We start from the raw sequence: 18,508 nt of genomic DNA on the forward strand, positions 1-18,508 counted from the left end.
TTTCGATTGTGGCCGGCAGCCCGACCATGTGGGCGGGTGTGAATTTTCAACCGCGGAGAACGACGCCGCCGAGCCGGGTAGTGATTTTAGTTGCGGCATCTGTGCAGGCGGCGGCGAGGATATGCAGCGTTTCGATCGAGACGCGGAATCTCGGGGCGGGTATCAACACCGCGGCGACGACATTCCCGCGGTGATCAAAAACCGGGGCGGCCACACTGGCTTCGTCCACGGACGTCTCTCCATAGTTGGTGGCGTAGCCTCGGGCGGACGTCTCCTTGAGCCGGATCAGGTAGGCCTCCAGGGCCTCGTCATCCATTCCCGGGAAGGTAATAGTCCCGTTGGTGAGCAGGCTGCGCGCCCGTTCAACGGGTTCGTGCGCCAGAAAGACCTGGATTGATGAGCTGAAACAATCGTGGTAACGGGTGCCCAAGGGAGTGGTGTGCTTGACCTGATGGCGGCTGGCAATTTGCTCCACGCACATGGATTCATCGTTATCCCAGACCATCAGCGCACTGGTTTCACCGGTCCGTTCGGTCAATTCCTGCAGCACGGGGTAGGCGACGCGCCGCTCCTCCAGGTCTGCCAACAGAGGGCCCGCGACCGCGATCAGGCCCAGTCCTAAAGTGTAGCGACGTGTTTCTGGATCTTGACGCACCAGGTTTTCGGCCTCAAAGGTTGCCATGATGCGTGAAACCGTACTCTTGTGCAGGCCGACCCGGGAGGCGATCTCCGTGACGCCCAGCAGTGGTTCCTCCGTGGAAAAGCATCGCAGGACCGCAATCGCGTTGACAATGACGGAGCTTCCACGGCCTTCGCCTTCGGCGGAATCCCGGATTGCGGTGGTAGTCATGACTTCCCCTTTGAATTTACCGGCCGAATGCGGCGCCACCGAAACGTGGCGCCGCATGTACCGGTCGATTCGTGCTGCGCTGCCGTCCGGACTGCGCTGCTGTCCAGACCGGCCTGCGCCTAGTTTCCTGTCTTAGGCTCCCACAATGTTGTGCTCAGGACCGAACGGGAATTTGGTGATGTTCTCCGCGCCGTCCGTGCCGACCACCAGAATGTCGTGTTCGCGGTAGCCGCCGGCGCCTGCCTGGCCGTCCAACACGGTGATCATCGGTTCCATCGAAACCACCATGCCCGGTTCAAGCACCGTATCGATGTCTTCACGCAGTTCCAGGCCCGCTTCGCGTCCGTAGTAGTGGCTCAGGACGCCGAAGGAGTGCCCATAACCGAAGGTCCGGTTGGCGAGCAGGCCGCGGTCCACGTAGATCTCATTGAGCTCGGCGGCAATATCTTTACAAACGGCGCCGGGCTTGATCAGTTCCAGTCCACGCTTGTGGACTTCGACGTTGACGTTCCACAGTTCCAAAGAGCGTGCATCGGGCTCGCCCAGGAACAGGGTGCGCTCCAGCGCGGTGTAGTAGCCGCTGGTCATCGGGAAACAGTTCAGGGACAGGATGTCGTGTTCCTGCAGCTTGCGCGTGGTGGCCCAGTTGTGGGCACCGTCGGTGTTGATGCCGGACTGGAACCAGACCCAGGTATCGCGGATCTCGGAGTCGGGGAACGTGCGGGCAATTTCATGCACCATGGCTTCAGTGCCGATCAGGGCGACCTCATACTCGGTAATGCCGACCTTGATGGCGTTGCGGATGGCTTCGCCGCCCAGATCACCGATGCGGGCACCGTGCTTGATCACGGCGATTTCTTCCGCGGACTTGATCATGCGCTGGCGCATGGCGGCCTGTGCCACGTCCACCAGGGTGGCACCGCCGAAGGCGGCCTGGATCTTGTTGCGGATATCCAACGGCAGGGAGTCGTCCTCGACGCCGAGCCGGCGGACGTTAACACCGCGGGTGCGAAGGGCCTCCTGGATCGCAAATATGTAATTGTCCCGGCGCCAGTCCGTGTAGACCACGTTGTCGCCGTAACTGCGCCGCCACGGCATGCCCGCATCGATGTTCGCCGTCACGGTGACGGTGTCGTCAGCAGTGACCACCATGGCGTAGGAGCGGCCGAAGTAGGTGAAGAGGAAGTCCGAGTAGTACTTGATGCTGTGGTAGCTGGTCAGGACAACGGCATCGAGCTCCTTCGCTGCCATGATTTCCCGAAGACCGGCAATCCGCCGCTCCATTTCGGCGTTGGAAAAGGTCAACTGCACCTTCTCGCCGTTGTGCAGGACCTTGAGGCGTTCCAGCTCGGATACCGAGGTGGCGTTGACGGGAGTGCTGATGCTCATTGTTGCTCCTTATAGATAGTGCGTTGTGAAACTGAGGGGAGAATCGGGAGGTGTGGCTACTTCGCCTGAAGAGGGGCCTTGGAAGTTTCCTTGGCACAGGCCACCGCGATCAGCGAGACGACGGCTGCCGCCATCAGGTACCAGCCCGGTGCCAGTTTGGATCCGGACATGGCGATCAGCGCCGTTGCCACAAACGGGGCAGTGCCGCCAAAGATGGCGTTGGAGAGGTTGAAGCTCACTGCAAAGCCGCTGTAGCGGACCCTGGTCGGGAACAACTCGGCCAGGAAGCTCGGAAGGGTGCCGTCATTGAGCGTCAGCATGGCGCCGAGCACGATCTGCACGACGAGGATCACAGCGAAGCTTCCGGTGTCCAGGAGCATGAAAAGCGGGACGGTGAGAACAACGAAGAGTATCGAAGCGGTGATGAGCACCCGTTTGCGGCCGAAGCGGTCCGAGGCGAGGCCGGTGAGGAAGATGAAGCCAATGTAGGTCAGCAGGGCGATCGTAGTGGCCAGGAAGGATTCCGTCGCCCCGAAGTGCAGTTCCGTGCTGAGGTAGGTGGGCATGTAGCTGAGAATCACATAGAACCCCACGGCGTTGAGCAGCACAGCGCCCACGGCCAGCAACAGGGACCTCCAGTGGTTCTTGAAAAGTGACATGACCGGGGCTTTGATAACATCATCTTCATTCTCCAAGGCCCGGAATGCAGGGGTGTCCTCGAGCTTGACGCGGATGTAGCGGCCGATCAGGCCCATCGGGGCGGCCAGCAGGAACGGTAGCCGCCATCCCCATCCGTTCATTTGATCCGGGCTGAGGGTCAGAGATAGGACCGCGGCAAGCAAGGAGCCCAGGAGCAGGCCCGCGGCAGTGCTGGCCGGGACCACCGCGGCGTACAGGCCGCGACGGTTCGGCGGAGCGTATTCGACCAGAAAGGCCGAGGCTCCGGCATATTCGCCTGCGGCGGAGAAGCCCTGCACAACGCGCACTACCAACAGGGTAATGGGCGCCCAGATGCCGATGGCGTTGTAGCCCGGGATGAGGGCGATCGCGAACGTGGCGGCGGACATGATCAGGATAGACAGCGACAGGGCGTTCTTGCGGCCCACCTTGTCGCCAATGTGACCCCAAACGAATCCTCCCAAGGGGCGAACGAAGAAGGATACCGCGAACAGTCCGAAGGTCAGCAGCAGACCTGTTTGCTTGTCCGCCTCGGGGAAAAATGCCCCGGCGATGGTGACGGCCAGGTAGCCATAGACGGCGTAGTCGAACCATTCGACGAAGTTGCCGATGAAACTGGCACCAATGACCCGGCGGCGAATGCCTGGATCTATGGTGTGGGGTGCCTGCGGGGTAGTTGGTTCAGTCACGCTCGTCGACCCGCCCGCGGCAGACACAGTTGCCGACCGCCCGACACTTGAGGATTTGTGATTAGTCATGAAGTCCACCAAAAGGTTTTGGGGTTGCATTGAATGCAACGCTGTTGCACCAGACTATGTGTGGTGCGGATCACTGTCAAGGGATCACGGCTTGCGTTTGCCGATTGCCTACGAAAACCGCGCCGCGGCCGGAAGTATCTGGTTGCGGCACCGACGTCGCAGGGCGGATATTTGCGCCGCGGACAGGAAAGGGCGCCGCTAGGCCGGCACACCTGCGGGCTCGAGAACCAGTTCGCTGGCCAGGTCCATGGCCAGATCGTCAACCACCTGGTCATGGAGCAGTTCACCCTTGGCCGCACTCGACCCGGCTGCTGAGGACAGGCAGCCAGTGGCGGGCGTGCGGTCCGGCACCACGGGGAGTCGGTCAAACCGCGGCAGCACCGCGGCCGGACCATCGACAAGACGGTCCATGGCCACTCTGGCCGGCTCTAGGTAGAGCATGAGCGAGGTCTCCAGAACCCCGCCATGCTCGATCTCCCACCCGGGGAAGCCGTCGGGGTAGACCTGAGCCAGCGTGTCCGGGGCGACAAAGTCCCAGTAGGACAGCAGCAGCACGCTTGGCTTCGCGCCCGGTCCGATCCCGAGTTCCTCCAAGGCTAAGTCGATCCCCTCATAGAGGAACTGGTAGTTCTCGAAGTGCCCGTTCACGAAAACCACGTGCCGGACCCCCTGGTTCAAAAAGGACTTAACCAGGTTGCGCGCCACGCTAATAAGCGAGGCACCATCGAGGCTGGTGGTGCCGCAGAGGTGGTTGCCGCCACCGGACTTTTGCTGGGACTTGTAGCCGTAGGCGATGGGCTGGGCAACGAGCGCCCCCAGTCGCGTGGCCACCGCCTGCGCGAAATGCGTGGACAGGATTGTGTCCGTCCCCAGCGGCAAATGCGGCCCGTGCTGCTCCAGCGACCCGACAGGGATGAGGACAATTGCCTCCCCGGACGCCAAAGCCTTGCGGTAGGCGAAGGCGTCCAGGTCTTCCAGAAATACTGACGTGCCCATGGTGGTGCTCCTTGGTGGGTGCGGCGTGCAAAAAACGAACGCTGCGGCGGGTGAAATGGCCGCCGCAGCGGAGGTGCGGGCTCAGGCCACGGGTTCCGGGATTTTCTCCGCGCAGGCATCGCCATGCTCTGCCAGCACGGCATCGTCCTGTAGGTCGAGGCGGACGCCTAAGGGCACACCTGCCCGGATGCGCCTGCGGAAGCGAGGGTAGCCGAGCGCGAAATATAGGCCCGCGGAGGTGATGGTGCCGGCCAACCAGGAAAAATCGATTCCGCCCAAGGCTGTGGCGATGGGTCCCTGTAGGGCGGGGATCGCGCCGTACATGCACATCCAGGTCATCACGATCCCGGCGAAGAATGCGATGAATGCGACCGGATTGAACGCCTTGAGGTGGGTTTTCTCCGGGGGGAGGAACAGATAGCTGAAGTTCTTGTGCCGGCGTTCAAAGACGAAATAGTGCACGGCCATAATGCCCCCCCAGGTGGCAACCCACGCCACTATCGCGATCAGCCAAGTGTCCAGCAATTCACCGAAGTTGCGGGCAAACATGAAGCCGATTACGGCGAGCATAGAAAGGACGCCGACCAGGATGGACAGTTTCTTGCGGGACACCTTGACATCGAGCGCCTGCACCGCGACACCGAAGGTGTACATGTTGATGATGTTGGTGGCGATCGGACCATGGATGACCAGCAGGATGACAGGAATGGCAAACGTGCCGAAATTCTCCACGATGAGAGCCCCCGGGTCCGCGCTTCCGTTCTTGGTGGCGAGGCTGGCGCCCAGGATGCCGAGCCAAACGACCGGCAGGAACTGGCCCAGCACACTGACAGTAAACAGTTTCGACGGTCGTATTTTCTTGCTCACAAACCGCGAATAGTCCGGTGCGTAGGTGAACCAGCCAATTCCCCAGCCGATCCCGATGGCGGTCATGACGCCGGACATCGCGGCGATGCGGGGCATTCCGGTGAGGACTTCTCCTGCCGGGCCTGCGTAGGACCAATCGATGTTCAAGTGTGTCCACGCGAGGATGGACATGGCGATGAGGACCACGATCGTGGGCGGCATCGTCCAGCGCTCAAACTTGGCGATGGCGTGGTAACCGCGGTAGCAGATAATGACCTGGATGCTCATGATGACGCCGGCTGTGCCGATGCGCCAGCCGAAATTTGAAGCCGCCGGGTCCACCCAACCGATCAGTGCGAAGAGGGCCATGACCAGGTCCAGGATGATCCAGGTATTCACAGCCGCCCATCCGATGGCAATCGTGGCTTGGATTGCCGCTGGCAGGTAGGCGCCCCGGCGCCCGAAGGCGCCTCTGGAGAGCAACATCCCTGTGGCACCGGTTTTCTGGCCCAAGATGACGAAGAAGCCGAAACCCAGCATGCCGATCAGGTTTCCGACAATGAGCACGAAGAGCGTATCGGAAAGGCCGAGCCCCAATTGGATTCCCAGTGCGCCGAGGATCCAGTTGATGGGGGCCACATTGGCACCTGCCCAGATCCAGAACTGACCCGAGAGTTTTGTAGTCCGCGCCGATTCCGGCACTGGCTGGAGAATGTCTTCTACTTCCTGGGTGGCGTCTTCAGATTTAGTCGCCGATCTTTGTTTCACTGGTTACTCTTTCCGCCGCTGATTGAAGGTCCCTGCAGAAGTTTACGTGTGATCGACACCACATGATATGTTACAAGTGTCCACATTGCCTCCGATGGAACTTGACACAGTGTCCATCGCCGGGCTGTTTTCAAGCCGCCTGCGGCTAACGAAGGGAATGAGTGATGCTTCCTCTGGCTGAGGTGCTGGACAACGAACTCGTGCGCGCGGGCCGCCCGCGTATCCGCGCTGGCAAGGAGATGATCGCGGTGAACTCGGTCCGCTGGGTCCATTCAAGTGAGGTGCTGCAAATCGCCCCGCTCCTGCGCGGGGAAGAGCTTCTGCTGACGGGAGGAGCAGCTCTCTTGGGACTTAAGCCAGCTGCACAGCAGGACTACATCCGCCGACTGGCCGAGCGGCACATCAGCGCCCTTGTCATCGAAACGGCCGGATTAAGCCGTAAGCTTTCGCCGGAACTGGTTCAGGCCGCCGAAGAATCATCCCTGCCCCTCATCGAGTTTCAATCAGTTGTCCCGTTCGTGGACGTGGCCGAAGACATTAACCGACGCATCGTCTCGAAGCAGATTGCCGCCCTGCAGACAGCCGACTCCATAGCCCAGCAGTTGATGGAAGCGCTGGCCTCCGGCGCCACCTTGTCGACGCTGATGGACCTCCTGGCGAAATCGCTGAAGACGCAGGTGGTGCTGATGGATCTGCACGGAGCCGTTCTGGAAACGGCTGGTGAGCCGATGGAACAGGCCGAACTCACTGAGGTGGAAATCTTCATCGGTGGCATCGCGACTGCGAAACTGGCCATCCACCGCCGGGCCAGCAGCGACGCTGCCGTGCTCCGGACCATCGGTGAGCGGCTCAGCGGAACGCTGGCTCTGGCCCTGTCGCAGCGTTACCAGCCGACGCTGTCCCAGGTCGCGGACACGACCCTGATGCGGGCGGTGTTGGATGGTTCCGGGGCGGCGCAGGTGAAGGAGTTTTGCGCGATAGCCGGATTCCCCACCGACCAGTCCGTGCTGATGATGGAGTTCCGGAGGATAGGTCTGGCCAATATCCAGGGGAGCGCGGAACGCGCGGTGCGTCGGTGCTGCCCCGGTGTGCGGACCTATCAGGAGGGCGGAAACGTCTATGCCCTGATCCCGTTGGGAAACGCAGGGACCCGGCAGCGACGGTTCAGCATACTGGAGACATTGGAGAAGGAGCTCGCCGAAATTGCCGTCACTGGGGTCATGGGCCCAACGGTCGTCGATGCCACCTTGGCGCATTGGTCCTTGAGCGAGGCCAAGCTTGCGCATTCCCTAGGTCCGGCGTCCAAGGTCGGCAATAACCTGTGGGACAGCGAAAACTTTGTGGTGGAGCGGCTGGCCGCCGGTGCGCTGCCGGCGTTGACTGTGGCCCACCTGACCCAGGAATTGGTCGGCGAACTACTCGAGTACGATAAACGCCGGGGTACCAGGCTCCTGGAAACCCTCGACCAGTGGCTCGTAACCGGCTGTAATACGGCGGAAGCGGCCCGGATGCTGTTTCTGGAGCGCCAGTCCATGCACAATCGGCTCACCAGGATATTCGAGTTGCTGGGCGGAGATCCTCGCGGCACGGGCAAGATGGCTGGATTGCATCTGGCCGTTCGGCTAGCCGCAGCCCTCCCGCATCACGTGCACGCTTCACGACTGCGCTGACGGCATGGCGTGACTGCTGGACGAAAAATGTTGCGCATCACGAGCAAGGAGAAGGCAGATGACCGATCCGGCATTTGAGGCAAAAAAGCTACCGCGATACGGTGCTGTAGTCCACGCTCGCACCGTGCGCCCGCGGAGTGGAGGTGGTGGTCCTGGACGATGAGCGCTGCATCGACATGATGCGCAGCTTCCAACGCGACCATCCGGAACTTTGGGCCGAGGACATCGCTGACTAAAGCCGAGCGGATGGTGGCGTTTTACCCCGTACGATGCCGGCGACGCGAGGGTCCGCCCCGTCGCCGGGTGGACCCACACGTCACTCGGATATACCGATCTATTTCAACCAGCCGTCCACGACGCTGCCGTGCGCATCGACCCACTTCTTGGCGGCCGCGTCAGGTTTCATGCCACCTTGAATATCCTTGGCCACGGAATTCTGGTCTTCGTTGGTCCAGGTGAAGGCCGTGGCCAGCTTCGCTGCCGGCGAGCCGCTGTCGGCGAGCTTCTGGGAGATGATCTTGTTCAGCTTGTACTCCGGGTAGTCGCACGCGACCTTCTCCGGGTCGGCGTCGCAACCGGGAGTCCAGGCCGGGAGTTCTACCTTGACCAGTGGAACTTCCGAGAGGAACCACTGAGGGTCGTAGAAATAACCCAGCAGCGGCGTCTTGTTCGCTTCCGCGGTCCGGAAGGACTGGATGAGCGCAGCTTCGGAGCCGGAGAAGACCACCTTGTAGTTCAGGTTGAGGTTCTTCACCAGCGCTTCGTCGTTGGTCACGAAGGCCGGATCGCCGTCAAGGACCTGCCCCTTGCCCCCGGACTCGGACGTTTTAAACAGGTCCGCGTACTTGTTTAGGTTTTTGCCGTCCGTGATATCGGGATACTTTGCCGCCATCCACGGCGGTACGTACCAGCCGATGTGGCCCACGTTCCCGGTCAGGCCGGCGTCGACGGCGACCTTTTGATCGGTAATGTACTGTTTCGCCAGATCATCATGACCCCAGTTTTCCATGATGACGTCCACCTGGCCGGAGGCGAATCCCTGCCAGGAGATCTGCTCGTTCAGGTTCTTTTCCACCACCGTGCAGCCGAGCTTGTTGGTGGCCACGTAGTTGTACACCGCGGCATCGGCGGTGTAGCCGACCCAGGCGTTCAAAGCGACGTTGACCGTCCCGCAGTCGGTTTTGGCCGCGGCGCCGGGCGCCGCCTGATTCACTGCTGCGCTGCCGCAGCCGGTGAGCAGCATGAGCGCCCCGACTGTCGCGGCGGCGGCGGGGAGACTGCGTTTGAGGAGCCCTGCGGTTCTGGACATTGTTCTCTCTCTTTACGGTGGGGGCGGTACTGCCGGAAATGCCATCGGTGGAAACTGGGGTCGGCATCCGGGGGGAATGCTGGGGTCGGAATGCCTGGGGTCAGGTCCTTCGGGCACCCGGCTTCCTGCCCGGGGTCGAAGCGGCGGCTTGGGTTATGCGGTCCAGCAGGATACCGAGGAAGACGATGGCCAGTCCCGCCGCCAGGCCCTTCCCGAAGACCGAGCTCTGGACGAAGCCCGCGACCACGTCATAGCCCAGACCGCCGGCGCCGACCAGGGCGCCAATGACCACCATCGCCAGGACATACATCAGACCCTGGTTGGCGGCCAGTGCAAGCGTTTTCCGAGCCATCGGGAGCTGGACTTTGCTGATGACCTGCCACGGGGTGGAGCCGCTGGAAACGGCCGCCTCCACCACCGTGGGCGAAATGGCGGCAATGCCGTCGGCGGTGATCTTAATGGCCACCGGAGCGGCGTAAATGATGGCGGCAACGATGGCCGTGAAGCGGGTGGCACCGAACAATCCGAGGAAGGGAACCAGATAAACAAACGCCGGCATGGTCTGACCGGCGTCGAGCATCGGCCGCATGGCCGCATCTATCCGACGCGACCGTCCCATCGCCACGCCGAAGACCACGCCCAGCAGCATCACGATCACGGTCGCCAGCAGGGTGCTGGCGAGCGTGACCATGGCATCGTTCCATAGGCCCAGGGAGACGATCACAGCCAGGCAGAAGGTGGTCACAGCTGCCAGCTTCCAACCGGCAATGGCGTAGGCGGCGATGGCAATCACGACCACCAGGAGATAAAACGGCGTCTCGGTCAACAGCGATTGGAACGGGTTCAAAATGCCAACCGTCACCGACTCACGAAAGGAATGGGTCAGGAAGTACAGATTCGTCTGCAGCCAGCCGCTGGCGGCGGTGACGCCGTCGCTGATGGCCGCCCCCATGTTCAGGCGCGCAGGGAAGACGGCTGCCCACAGTACGCTGCGGGAAACCTGCACGATCCCGAGGGTCAGCAGCAGCGTGCCTGCCAGGACGATGTACCGGGCCCGCCCGGAGAGCCTTCTCGCCCGCCGGGCACTTGGCTCGGCCCGCTGGCTGGCCGCCGTGGTGACGCGGTCCAATACGATGGCCATCAGGACGATGGCGAGCCCGGCGTTGACGGCAGTTCCCACGTCCAGGGACTGCAGGGCGACGACGACGACCTGACCCAGTCCCGGGGCGGCGATCAGGGCCGCAATGGTCACCATGGACAAGGCGGCCATCGTGCTTTGGTTGATGCCCATCACAATAGTCCGGCGTGCCATCGGCAGCTGCACGGTGTACAGCCGCTGCCAGCCGGTGGTGCCGAGCGAATCGGAGGCCTCCCTGGTGTTCTCGGGGATGCTGCGGATGCCGTGGGAGGAAAGCCGGATGACCGGCGGAGCGGCGTAGATGACGGTGGCGATGACCGCAGACGCGGGGCCGATCAGAAAGATCAGTGCCAGCGGCGCCAGGTACACAAACGTGGGCATCGTCTGCATGAAGTCCAGCACCGGCGTGAGGACCTTCTGCACCCGGTTGCTGGTCCCGGCCAGCACCCCCAATGGAATCCCGACGATCAAAGTCAACAGTACGGCTGTGAGCACCAGGGCAAAGGTGTTGGCCGCATCGATGAACAATCCCTGGACCCCGAAAAACGTGAAGACGACGGCGGTCAGCAGCGCGACCTTAACGTTGCCGATCGCGAACGCGATCCAGGTCAGCACGGCGACGGTACCCAGCCAACCCAGGACGGGGATGACTTCGCCGGTGGGACTGGCCGCAAAGATGGCCATGAAGAAGCCGGCGACCAGCCCGACGGCGCTGCGCAGGGGGGTGAGGATGTACATGAAGACGGGATTTCCGTCGCGGTTCTCCGCGATCCAGCCATTGAAGAGGTTAAGGCTCCGGTGCAGGTCCGTCAGCTCCGAGGCGGGCAGTGCCAGCGTGCCGGATCCCCGCAGCAACAAAAACCCGAGCAGCCACAGGACTGCGGCCGCCAACAGCAGCCGGGTACGGCGGCTGAACCGGTGGGCGCTCGCGGGGCCACCGGTGGCCCTGCCCGCCGCGATCGGGCGGTCCCGCAGCAGGGTAGCCATCAGACCACTGCTTCCTGGCCGGAGACCTTTTCCCGGGGTAGTTCCTTAATGGGGACGGCCTCATCGTGGTGGCTGCCCGGGGCGGGGGAGGCGGCGTCGACGGAAGTACGGTTGCCGGACGCCGGGCCGTCGGACGTACGGCTGCCGGAGCCGTGGATAACCGACAGGATTGCGTCCCGGTCTATCTGGCCCAGAATTGTTCCGTCGCCATTGGACACCAACACCGGCGAGGTGGTGCTCATCACCACGGGAATGGCATCCCTGATCAACGTCCCAACGGATAAGACGGGAGCATCATGGGCGGTGCTGGGCGCCACCGTCTTGGTGATCCATTTGAGCGTCAGGACGTCGGCCCGCGGTACCTCGGAGACGAAGTCAGCAATGTAGCTGTCTGCCGGGGAACCCACGAGTTCGTCACCGGAGCCCACCTGGACCATCTCGCCGTCGCGCATGATCAGGATCCGGTCACCGAGCTTGAGCGCCTCGGACAGGTCGTGTGTGACAAAGACCATGGTCTTTCCCATTTCCTTGTGTAGCCGGATCACCTCGGCCTGCATATCGCGGCGGATCAGCGGATCCAGGGCTGAAAAGGGTTCGTCGAAGAGGATGGTGTCCGGGTCGCCGGCCAAGGCCCGTCCCAATCCGACGCGCTGCTGCATGCCGCCGGAGAGCTGGTCGGGATAGTGCTGTTCGTAGCCCGTGAGGCCCACGAGGTCAATGATCTCCTGGGACGTGTTGTACCGCTCGTTTTTTGCCGTACCCCGGATCTGCAGGCCATAGGAGACGTTGTCCAGCACTGTGCGGTGCGGGAGCAGGCCGAAATGCTGGAACACCATGGAGATCTTGCGCCGGCGCAGCTCGCGCAGTTCCGAAGTACCGGCCTGAAGCACATCCCTGCCGTCTACCAGTACCTGCCCGGATGTTGGCTCGATCAACCGGGTGAGGCAGCGGATCAGCGTTGACTTCCCCGATCCGGAAAGCCCCATCACTACGAACACTTCGCCTTTGGCAACGTCGAAATTCATGTTCCGCACGGCCGTCACGCAGCCGGTGCGTTCGAGCAGCTCAGCGGAGCTTTGTCCGGACAGCCCGGCGTCTCCGGGAACCTTTTCACCTCCGGAACCGAAGACTTTCCACAGATTGCGGACCGAAATAACGGGGCTGTTCATCGCTGTGCTCCTGCCGTCGATGGGTCGAACCAGTTGCCGGGACCCGGGTCAATGTTTTGCCAGATGTGTTTTATTTCCCGGTATTCCGCGAGGCCGGCAACTCCCAGTTCCCGTCCGTTCCCCGATTGGCCGAAGCCGCCCCATTCCGCTTGCGGAACGTAGGGGTGATAATCGTTGATCCACACAGTTCCGTGCCGCAGTGCGGACGCCACACGCTGGGCGCGCGCACCATCCTTGGTCCAGACCGCACCCGCGAGCCCGTAGATGGTGTCGTTGGCCAGGCTGATGGCCTGCTGCTCGGTGCTGAAGGTCTCCACCGTCAGTACCGGGCCAAAGGACTCATCCTGCACCACGCGCATGGTGCTGTGGCAGCCATCGAGAATGGTCGGCGGGTAGTAGCTTCCGCCCATCAGGTCCGGGTCGTCCGGAATGAATCCGCCGCAGAGCAAGCGGGCGCCTTCGGCCAGGCCGTCCTGAACATAGGAGTGCACCTTGGCCCGATGGGCGATGGAGATCAGCGGACCGGTCTGGGCGTTGTCATCAAACGGACCGCCGAGACGGATCAGCCGTGCCCGCCGGGTGACCTCGGTTACAAAGTCGGCGTGGATCGACTCTTCAATGATCAGCCGTGCACCAGCGGAGCAGACCTGGCCCGAATGCAGGAAAACGGCCGTCAGCGCGTGGTCGACAGCGGCGTCCAGATCGGCGTCGGCAAAGACAACGTTCGGGTTCTTGCCGCCGAGCTCGAGCGCCACGCGCTTCACGGTGTCGGCCGCGGCTGCCATCAAAAGCTTGCCCGTTGCCAGGCCGCCGGTGAATGAGACCATGTCCACCCGAGGATCGGTGCCCAGCACGGCGCCGACCACCGGTCCGGAGCCGGTCACCAGGTTGGCCACGCCGGCAGGAACTCCTGCCTCCGCCAGTGTCTCCATCAGCAGGATTGCGGTCGACGGCGTCAGCTCACTGGGTTTGAGCACGAACGTGTTCCCCGCCAACAGGGCCGGTGCCACTTTCCAGGAGGTCTGCAGCAGCGGATAGTTCCAAGGTGTGATCAGGCCGCAGACGCCGATGGGCGCATGCACGATCCTGCTGATGGCCCCGGGCTGGCCCGTGTCGATCACGCGGCCGGCGTCCGTGCCGGCGATGCCGCTGTAGTACCGGAAGCAGGAAATGACGTCGTCGATGTCGAATTCGGCCTCGGCATAGCGCTTGCCGGTATCCAAGGCCTCCGCCCTGGCATAGGCAGACTTGTCCCGCCCGAGCAGATCCGCCGCACACGCCAGGATTCGTCCGCGTTCCTTTTCGGGCGTCGCCGGCCAGCGGCCGTCGTCAAAGCTGTGTCGGGCGCTGGCGATGGCTGCTTCGGCGTCGGCCGTGCTGCCCTCGGCCACTGTTGCAACGGCTGTGCCATCCGCGGGACAGCTGATGAGCCGAACGCCGCCGTCAGCGGAGGGCAGCCACGCTCCGCCGGCGTAGATGCCGCGGGCCAGCTGGACCCCGAGGTCCACGGACTGCGCCGCGCTCATGATTTCGTCCTGTCGAGGGTGGCAGCCGTTTCCGCCGATGCTGTTTCCGCCGGTGCGGGTCCGTGCCCGGGGTGTCGGTAGAAGTCTGCGGCCTGGGCCGGCAGCGGAGTCTTCTCAAGGATCAGGTCGGCCGCCTTCTCGGCGAGCATCATGACGGGAGCGTAGATATTGCCGTTGGTCACATAGGGCATCGCGGACGCATCGACCACCCGCAGGCCGCCGGTGCCGTGAACCCGCATGGTCAGCGGATTTACGACCGCCATTGGGTCGGATGCCGGTCCCATTTTGGCGGTGCAGGAGGGGTGCAGCGCGGTCTCGGCATCCCGTGCCACCCACCGGAGGATCTCGTCGTCGGTCTGTACCTTCGGTCCGGGGGAGAGCTCGCCGCCGTCAAACGCTCCCATGGCGGCCTGGCCCAGAATGTCCCGGGAAATGCGCACCGCCTCAACCCATTCGCGCCTGTCCTGGGCGGTGGAGAGGTAGTTGAACTTCAACGACGGATGGCGGCGCGGATCCGTGGATTGGATTTTCACGCTGCCGCGGGAATCGGAATACATCGGTCCGATGTGCACCTGGTAGCCGTGTTTGGCGGCGGCTTTCTGCCCGTCGTAGCGCACCGCGACGGGCAGGAAGTGGAACATCAGGTTTGGGTAGGCGACGTCCTCGTTGGAGCGGACAAAACCTCCGCCCTCAAAGTGGTTGGTAGCGGCCGGTCCGGTGCGGCCCAGTAGCCACTGTAGACCAATGAACGGGTAGCGCCACAGGCTTAGACTCGGCTGCTGGGACACAGGCTGGGTACAGGCATGCTGGATGTAGACCTCTAAATGGTCCTGCAGGTTTTCGCCCACGCCGGGCAGGTCCGCCACGGACGCGATGCCCAGCTGCCGTAGGTGCGCAGCATCGCCCACGCCGGAAAGCTGCAGCAGCGCCGGTGTGTTGATGGCACCGCCGCACAGGATGATTTCCGCGCCGTGCACGGTGTGTCGCCGCCCGTTCCTGCGGTAGCTGACCGACGTGGCAACCGTGCCGGTGAAGTTGATTTTCGTGACGAACGCGCGGGTGAGCACATTGAGGTTGTCTCGGCGGCGGTTCGGGCGAAGATAGGCCCGGGATGCGGAGAGCCGCTGTCCTTTGTGCACATTTCGGTCAAAGGGGCCAAACCCTTCCTGCCGGTACCCATTAACATCATTGGTCCGTGGGTAGCCAGCCTGCCGGGCTGCTTGGAAGAAGGCCTGGAACAGCGGGTTCCGGGCCGGCCCGCGTTCAAGCACCAGTGGCCCATCGTGTCCGCGCAGCTCGTCGTCCCCGGCCGCAGCCAGGGCGTTCTCCATCTTCTTGAAATAGGGCAGGCAATGCGCGTAATTCCAGCTCTCCATCCCGGGATCCGCGGCCCAGCGCTCGTAGTCCAAAGGATTGCCGCGCTGGAAGATCATGCCGTTGATCGAGCTTGACCCGCCCAGCACCTTCCCCCGCGCATGCGCGACCCTCCGTCCGGCCATGCGCGGTTCGGGGTCTGATTGGTAGCGCCAGTCATAGAACCGGTTTCCGCTGGGAAAGGTAAGCGCCGCCGGCATTTGGATGAACAGGTCCCAGGGGTAATCACTGCGACCGGCCTCCAGGACCAGGACCGTTCGGGTGCCGTTGGCGCTGAGCCGGTCGGCCAGCACCGAACCGGCGCTGCCGCCGCCGACAATCACAAAGTCATAGCTAACACCGTCATGCTTCACAGCGTTGGTTTTAACCACGCCGTTATCCTCAACATCGTCGTCCTGAACACCGTCGTCCTCAACACTGTCGTAGCTCTTGTCCGTCATGATGCGGGTCTCCTCGTACGGGATAAAATAATCGGGCCGGATGTGGTGATGTGCGGAGCCGGTTGCTCGGTTGCCGTGTCAGCCGCGGAGGCGTTCCATGCCCGGGTCCACCAGTGGTTCGGCGGTGACCGTGGCCCGGATCCGGCGGCCGAAGTATTCGATCTCGACCGCGTCCCCCACGGCGGTCGCTGCGGGCAGCCACGCATAGGCAATCGGTTTGCCGATGGAGTAGCCGTAGGCGGCACTGGTGACATACCCAACGGGTTCGCCGTGGACATATACCGGTTCCTTGCCCAGCACGATCGACGTGCCGTCGTCGACCGTCAGGCAGCGCAGCTCCTGGGCCGCGGGTTTTTCCCGGCGGCGCGCCAGCGCTGCGGTGCCGACAAAATCGACGGCCTTGCCGCCGTCGTCCTCTCCGGTTTTGGCTTTGCTGACGGAGAAGCCAAGACCGGACTGGTACGGATCGTGCTCGGGTGTGACGTCGGTGCCCCAGAGCCGGTAGCCCTTTTCCAGCCGCAGGCTGTTGAAGGCTCCGCGGCCGGCCGCGATGATGCCATGCTCCTGCCCCGCTTCGAAGAGCACGTCCCAGAGCCGGAGCCCGTTCTCCGCCGTCGTGTACAGCTCCCAGCCCAGCTCGCCAACGTAGGAGAGCCGCATCGCGGTCACCGGGACGCCGCCGATGCGCACGTGTTTAGTGCGGAAGTAGCGCAGCGCGTCGTTGCTGAAGTCGTCCGCACTGACCTTCGACATCACCGTCCGCGCCAGAGGCCCCCAGAGCCCGATACAGCAGGTGGAGCCCGTGCTGTCCCGGACTTGGACCCATTGGGCCACGTCCGCGGCGGTCTGTTTCCGCGCCTCGGTGCTGAAGTAATCGAGGTCGATGTTGCCGTTTACGCCGACTTGGAAGGTGTCCTCGTCGAGCCGGGCGATCGTGATGTCGCTGCGGATACCGCCGTCGTTGGCCAGCAGCAGGCAGTAGGTCACAGCTCCTGTTTTCTTGGCGATCTGGCCGGTGCTCAGCCGCTGCAGCAGCGCCAGCGCCCCGGGCCCCGAAATGACCAGACGTTTAAGCGGGGTCATATCGTAAAGGGCGACGGCGGTGCGCGTCTTCCACGCTTCGGCGGCGGAAATGGGGGAGGAGAATTGGGCGGCCCATGGCTCGCGCTCTGGCGGCTGCCATTCGACCGGCAGCTCGGTGAGTAGACCGCGGTTGGCCTCGAACCAGTGTGGACGCTCCCAGCCGGCGGATTCCAGGAAGAAGGCCCCGAGTTCCTTCTGCCGGACGTTGAACGGGCTCACCCTCAATTCCCGGGGGGAGACCCGGGGCTGCAACGGGTGCAGAATGTCGTAGATCTCCACGAAGTTCTGCTGCGAGGTTTCACCGACGTAGCTTTCGGCAGTCTGCACTTCCTCGAAGCGCGAAACCTCGCATTCGTGCAACGGGGTACGGGACTGGCCTTCGACCAGCAGTTCCGCCACGGCCCGTGCCACACCTGCCGAATGGGTGACCCAGACGGCCTCGGCCAAGTAGAAGCCCTCCACCTGCGCGCAGGCTCCCACCAGTGGGCCGCCGTCGGGAGTGAACGAGAAGATGCCGTTGAAGCCGTCGGCGATTGCCGCCCCCTGCAGGGCCGGCATTAGCGACTGGCTGTCCGCCCAAGAGGGCAGGAAATCCTCTTCGGTGAAGTCCAGCCGCGAGGGCATGAGGCGTTCATTCATCTCGGCCGGGCCGACGCGCGGGAGCCGGTCCAGATCCGCCGGCATGGGACGGTGGGCGTAGGAACCGATGCCGATCCGGTCGCCGTGTTCGCGGTAATAAAGGTCCCTGTCCTGATACCGCAGAATCGGCAGCTGTGCGCCCTCGGGCAGCTCGTTCCTGCCCGCCAGCTCCGGCAGCGCCGTCGTCGTCACATATTGGTGGGCCAGCGGGAGCAGCGGCACAGCCATACCGACCATGTCGCCGATCTTCGGTCCCCAAAAGCCGGCGCAGGAAACAACGATGTCGGCGGGAATCAGAGCATCCGGGGTGCGGACGCCGGTGACCTTGCCGCCGCGCTGCTCAATGGCAAGAACGGGCGTTGAACCGACGAAGGTCACCCCGGCTGCGGCGGACCGCTCGATCAGCAGGCGGACGGACCGTGCCGAGGAGGCCAGCCCGTCGGTGGGCACATAGAGCCCGCCCAAGATCTGGTCCCGGCCAAGGAGCGGATAGTGTTTTTCGCATTCGTCCGCATCCATGACGCGCGCCTCGATGCCCCAGGAGGTCGCATAGCCAAGTTTGCGGTGCAGCTCGGCCAGCCTGGCCTCGGTGGTCGCCAGCTCAAGACCGCCCACCTGGTTAAAGCAGCTCATACCGTCGGCGCGCAGCGAAAGCAGCTTCTCCACTGTATAGCCGGCAAACGTGCTCATGGTCTTGGACGCATTTGTTTGGAAAACCAGTCCCGGTGCATGCGAGCTGGAGCCGCCCGCAAGGTGCAGGGGACCCTGTTCGACGACGGTCGTATTGGTCCAGCCGCGGCTGGCCAGCTCATCGGCCAGGTTCGCTCCGACAATGCCGGCGCCAATAATCACGACGCGGGGTGAGGTGGTCATTGAATAATCTCCAAG

General features: G+C 63.2%; 12 protein-coding genes and 1 pseudogene. 2 read left to right on the plus strand and 11 right to left on the minus strand.

The features are described from left to right. Nucleotides 1-46: 46 nt before the first annotated feature. The 5 genes from OS914_RS07900 to OS914_RS07920 form a co-directional block, all read right to left on the minus strand. The gene (locus OS914_RS07900; RefSeq protein ID WP_267545517.1) at nucleotides 47-850 is read right to left on the minus strand and encodes an IclR family transcriptional regulator; all 804 of its coding nucleotides are present in this window, start codon (nucleotides 848-850) and stop codon (nucleotides 47-49) included. A gap of 132 nt (nucleotides 851-982) precedes the next feature. Continuing rightward, nucleotides 983-2,239, minus strand: a complete 1,257-nt coding sequence (locus OS914_RS07905) for an aminopeptidase P family protein (protein WP_267545518.1) — start codon at nucleotides 2,237-2,239, stop codon at nucleotides 983-985. Between the two features lie 56 nt (nucleotides 2,240-2,295). After that, entirely contained in the window at nucleotides 2,296-3,606 is a 1,311-nt protein-coding gene (locus OS914_RS07910) for an MFS transporter (RefSeq protein ID WP_267545519.1), read from the minus strand. Between the two features lie 267 nt (nucleotides 3,607-3,873). Beyond that, nucleotides 3,874-4,671, minus strand: coding sequence for a creatininase (locus OS914_RS07915; protein ID WP_267545520.1), 798 nt, complete (start codon nucleotides 4,669-4,671; stop codon nucleotides 3,874-3,876). Nucleotides 4,672-4,752: 81 nt separating this feature from the next. Then, on the minus strand, nucleotides 4,753-6,285 hold the full coding sequence (locus tag OS914_RS07920; protein WP_267545521.1) for a purine-cytosine permease family protein: 1,533 nt from the start codon (nucleotides 6,283-6,285) through the stop codon (nucleotides 4,753-4,755). 164 nt (nucleotides 6,286-6,449) lie between these two features. On the opposite strand from OS914_RS07920, the gene OS914_RS07925 reads away from it, so the two are divergent. Next, entirely contained in the window at nucleotides 6,450-7,955 is a 1,506-nt protein-coding gene (locus OS914_RS07925) for a PucR family transcriptional regulator (protein ID WP_267545522.1), read from the plus strand. A gap of 77 nt (nucleotides 7,956-8,032) precedes the next feature. Continuing rightward, nucleotides 8,033-8,191, plus strand: a pseudogene (locus OS914_RS07930) (nucleoside deaminase); the annotation flags it as partial. A 98-nt stretch (nucleotides 8,192-8,289) separates the two neighbouring features. Here OS914_RS07930 and OS914_RS07935 read toward each other — a convergent pair. The 6 genes from OS914_RS07935 to OS914_RS07960 all read right to left on the minus strand — a co-directional run bounded on the left by OS914_RS07935 (nucleotide 8,290) and on the right by OS914_RS07960 (nucleotide 18,493). Then, the gene (locus OS914_RS07935) at nucleotides 8,290-9,264 is read right to left on the minus strand and encodes an ABC transporter substrate-binding protein (RefSeq protein WP_267545523.1); all 975 of its coding nucleotides are present in this window, start codon (nucleotides 9,262-9,264) and stop codon (nucleotides 8,290-8,292) included. A 100-nt stretch (nucleotides 9,265-9,364) separates the two neighbouring features. Continuing rightward, nucleotides 9,365-11,389 (minus strand): ABC transporter permease, encoded by a 2,025-nt coding sequence (locus OS914_RS07940; RefSeq protein ID WP_267545524.1) that lies wholly within the window; start codon nucleotides 11,387-11,389, stop codon nucleotides 9,365-9,367. After that, on the minus strand, nucleotides 11,389-12,558 hold the full coding sequence (locus OS914_RS07945) for a quaternary amine ABC transporter ATP-binding protein (protein WP_267545525.1): 1,170 nt from the start codon (nucleotides 12,556-12,558) through the stop codon (nucleotides 11,389-11,391). Before OS914_RS07945 ends, OS914_RS07940 begins: the two co-directional genes overlap by 1 nt. After that, nucleotides 12,555-14,084 (minus strand): aldehyde dehydrogenase family protein, encoded by a 1,530-nt coding sequence (locus OS914_RS07950; protein WP_267545526.1) that lies wholly within the window; start codon nucleotides 14,082-14,084, stop codon nucleotides 12,555-12,557. The genes OS914_RS07945 and OS914_RS07950 overlap by 4 nt, the downstream gene beginning before the upstream one ends. Further along, nucleotides 14,081-15,898 carry a choline dehydrogenase gene (gene betA, locus OS914_RS07955; RefSeq protein ID WP_267545527.1) on the minus strand — a complete coding sequence of 606 codons (1,818 nt, stop codon included), beginning with the start codon at nucleotides 15,896-15,898 and terminating at the stop codon, nucleotides 14,081-14,083. Before betA ends, OS914_RS07950 begins: the two co-directional genes overlap by 4 nt. A gap of 78 nt (nucleotides 15,899-15,976) precedes the next feature. Next, nucleotides 15,977-18,493 (minus strand): GcvT family protein, encoded by a 2,517-nt coding sequence (locus tag OS914_RS07960; protein ID WP_267545528.1) that lies wholly within the window; start codon nucleotides 18,491-18,493, stop codon nucleotides 15,977-15,979. Between the last annotated feature and the right edge of the window lie 15 nt (nucleotides 18,494-18,508).

The sequence above is a fragment of the Arthrobacter endolithicus genome (assembly GCF_026627425.1).
Taxonomy (GTDB): domain Bacteria; phylum Actinomycetota; class Actinomycetes; order Actinomycetales; family Micrococcaceae; genus Arthrobacter_M.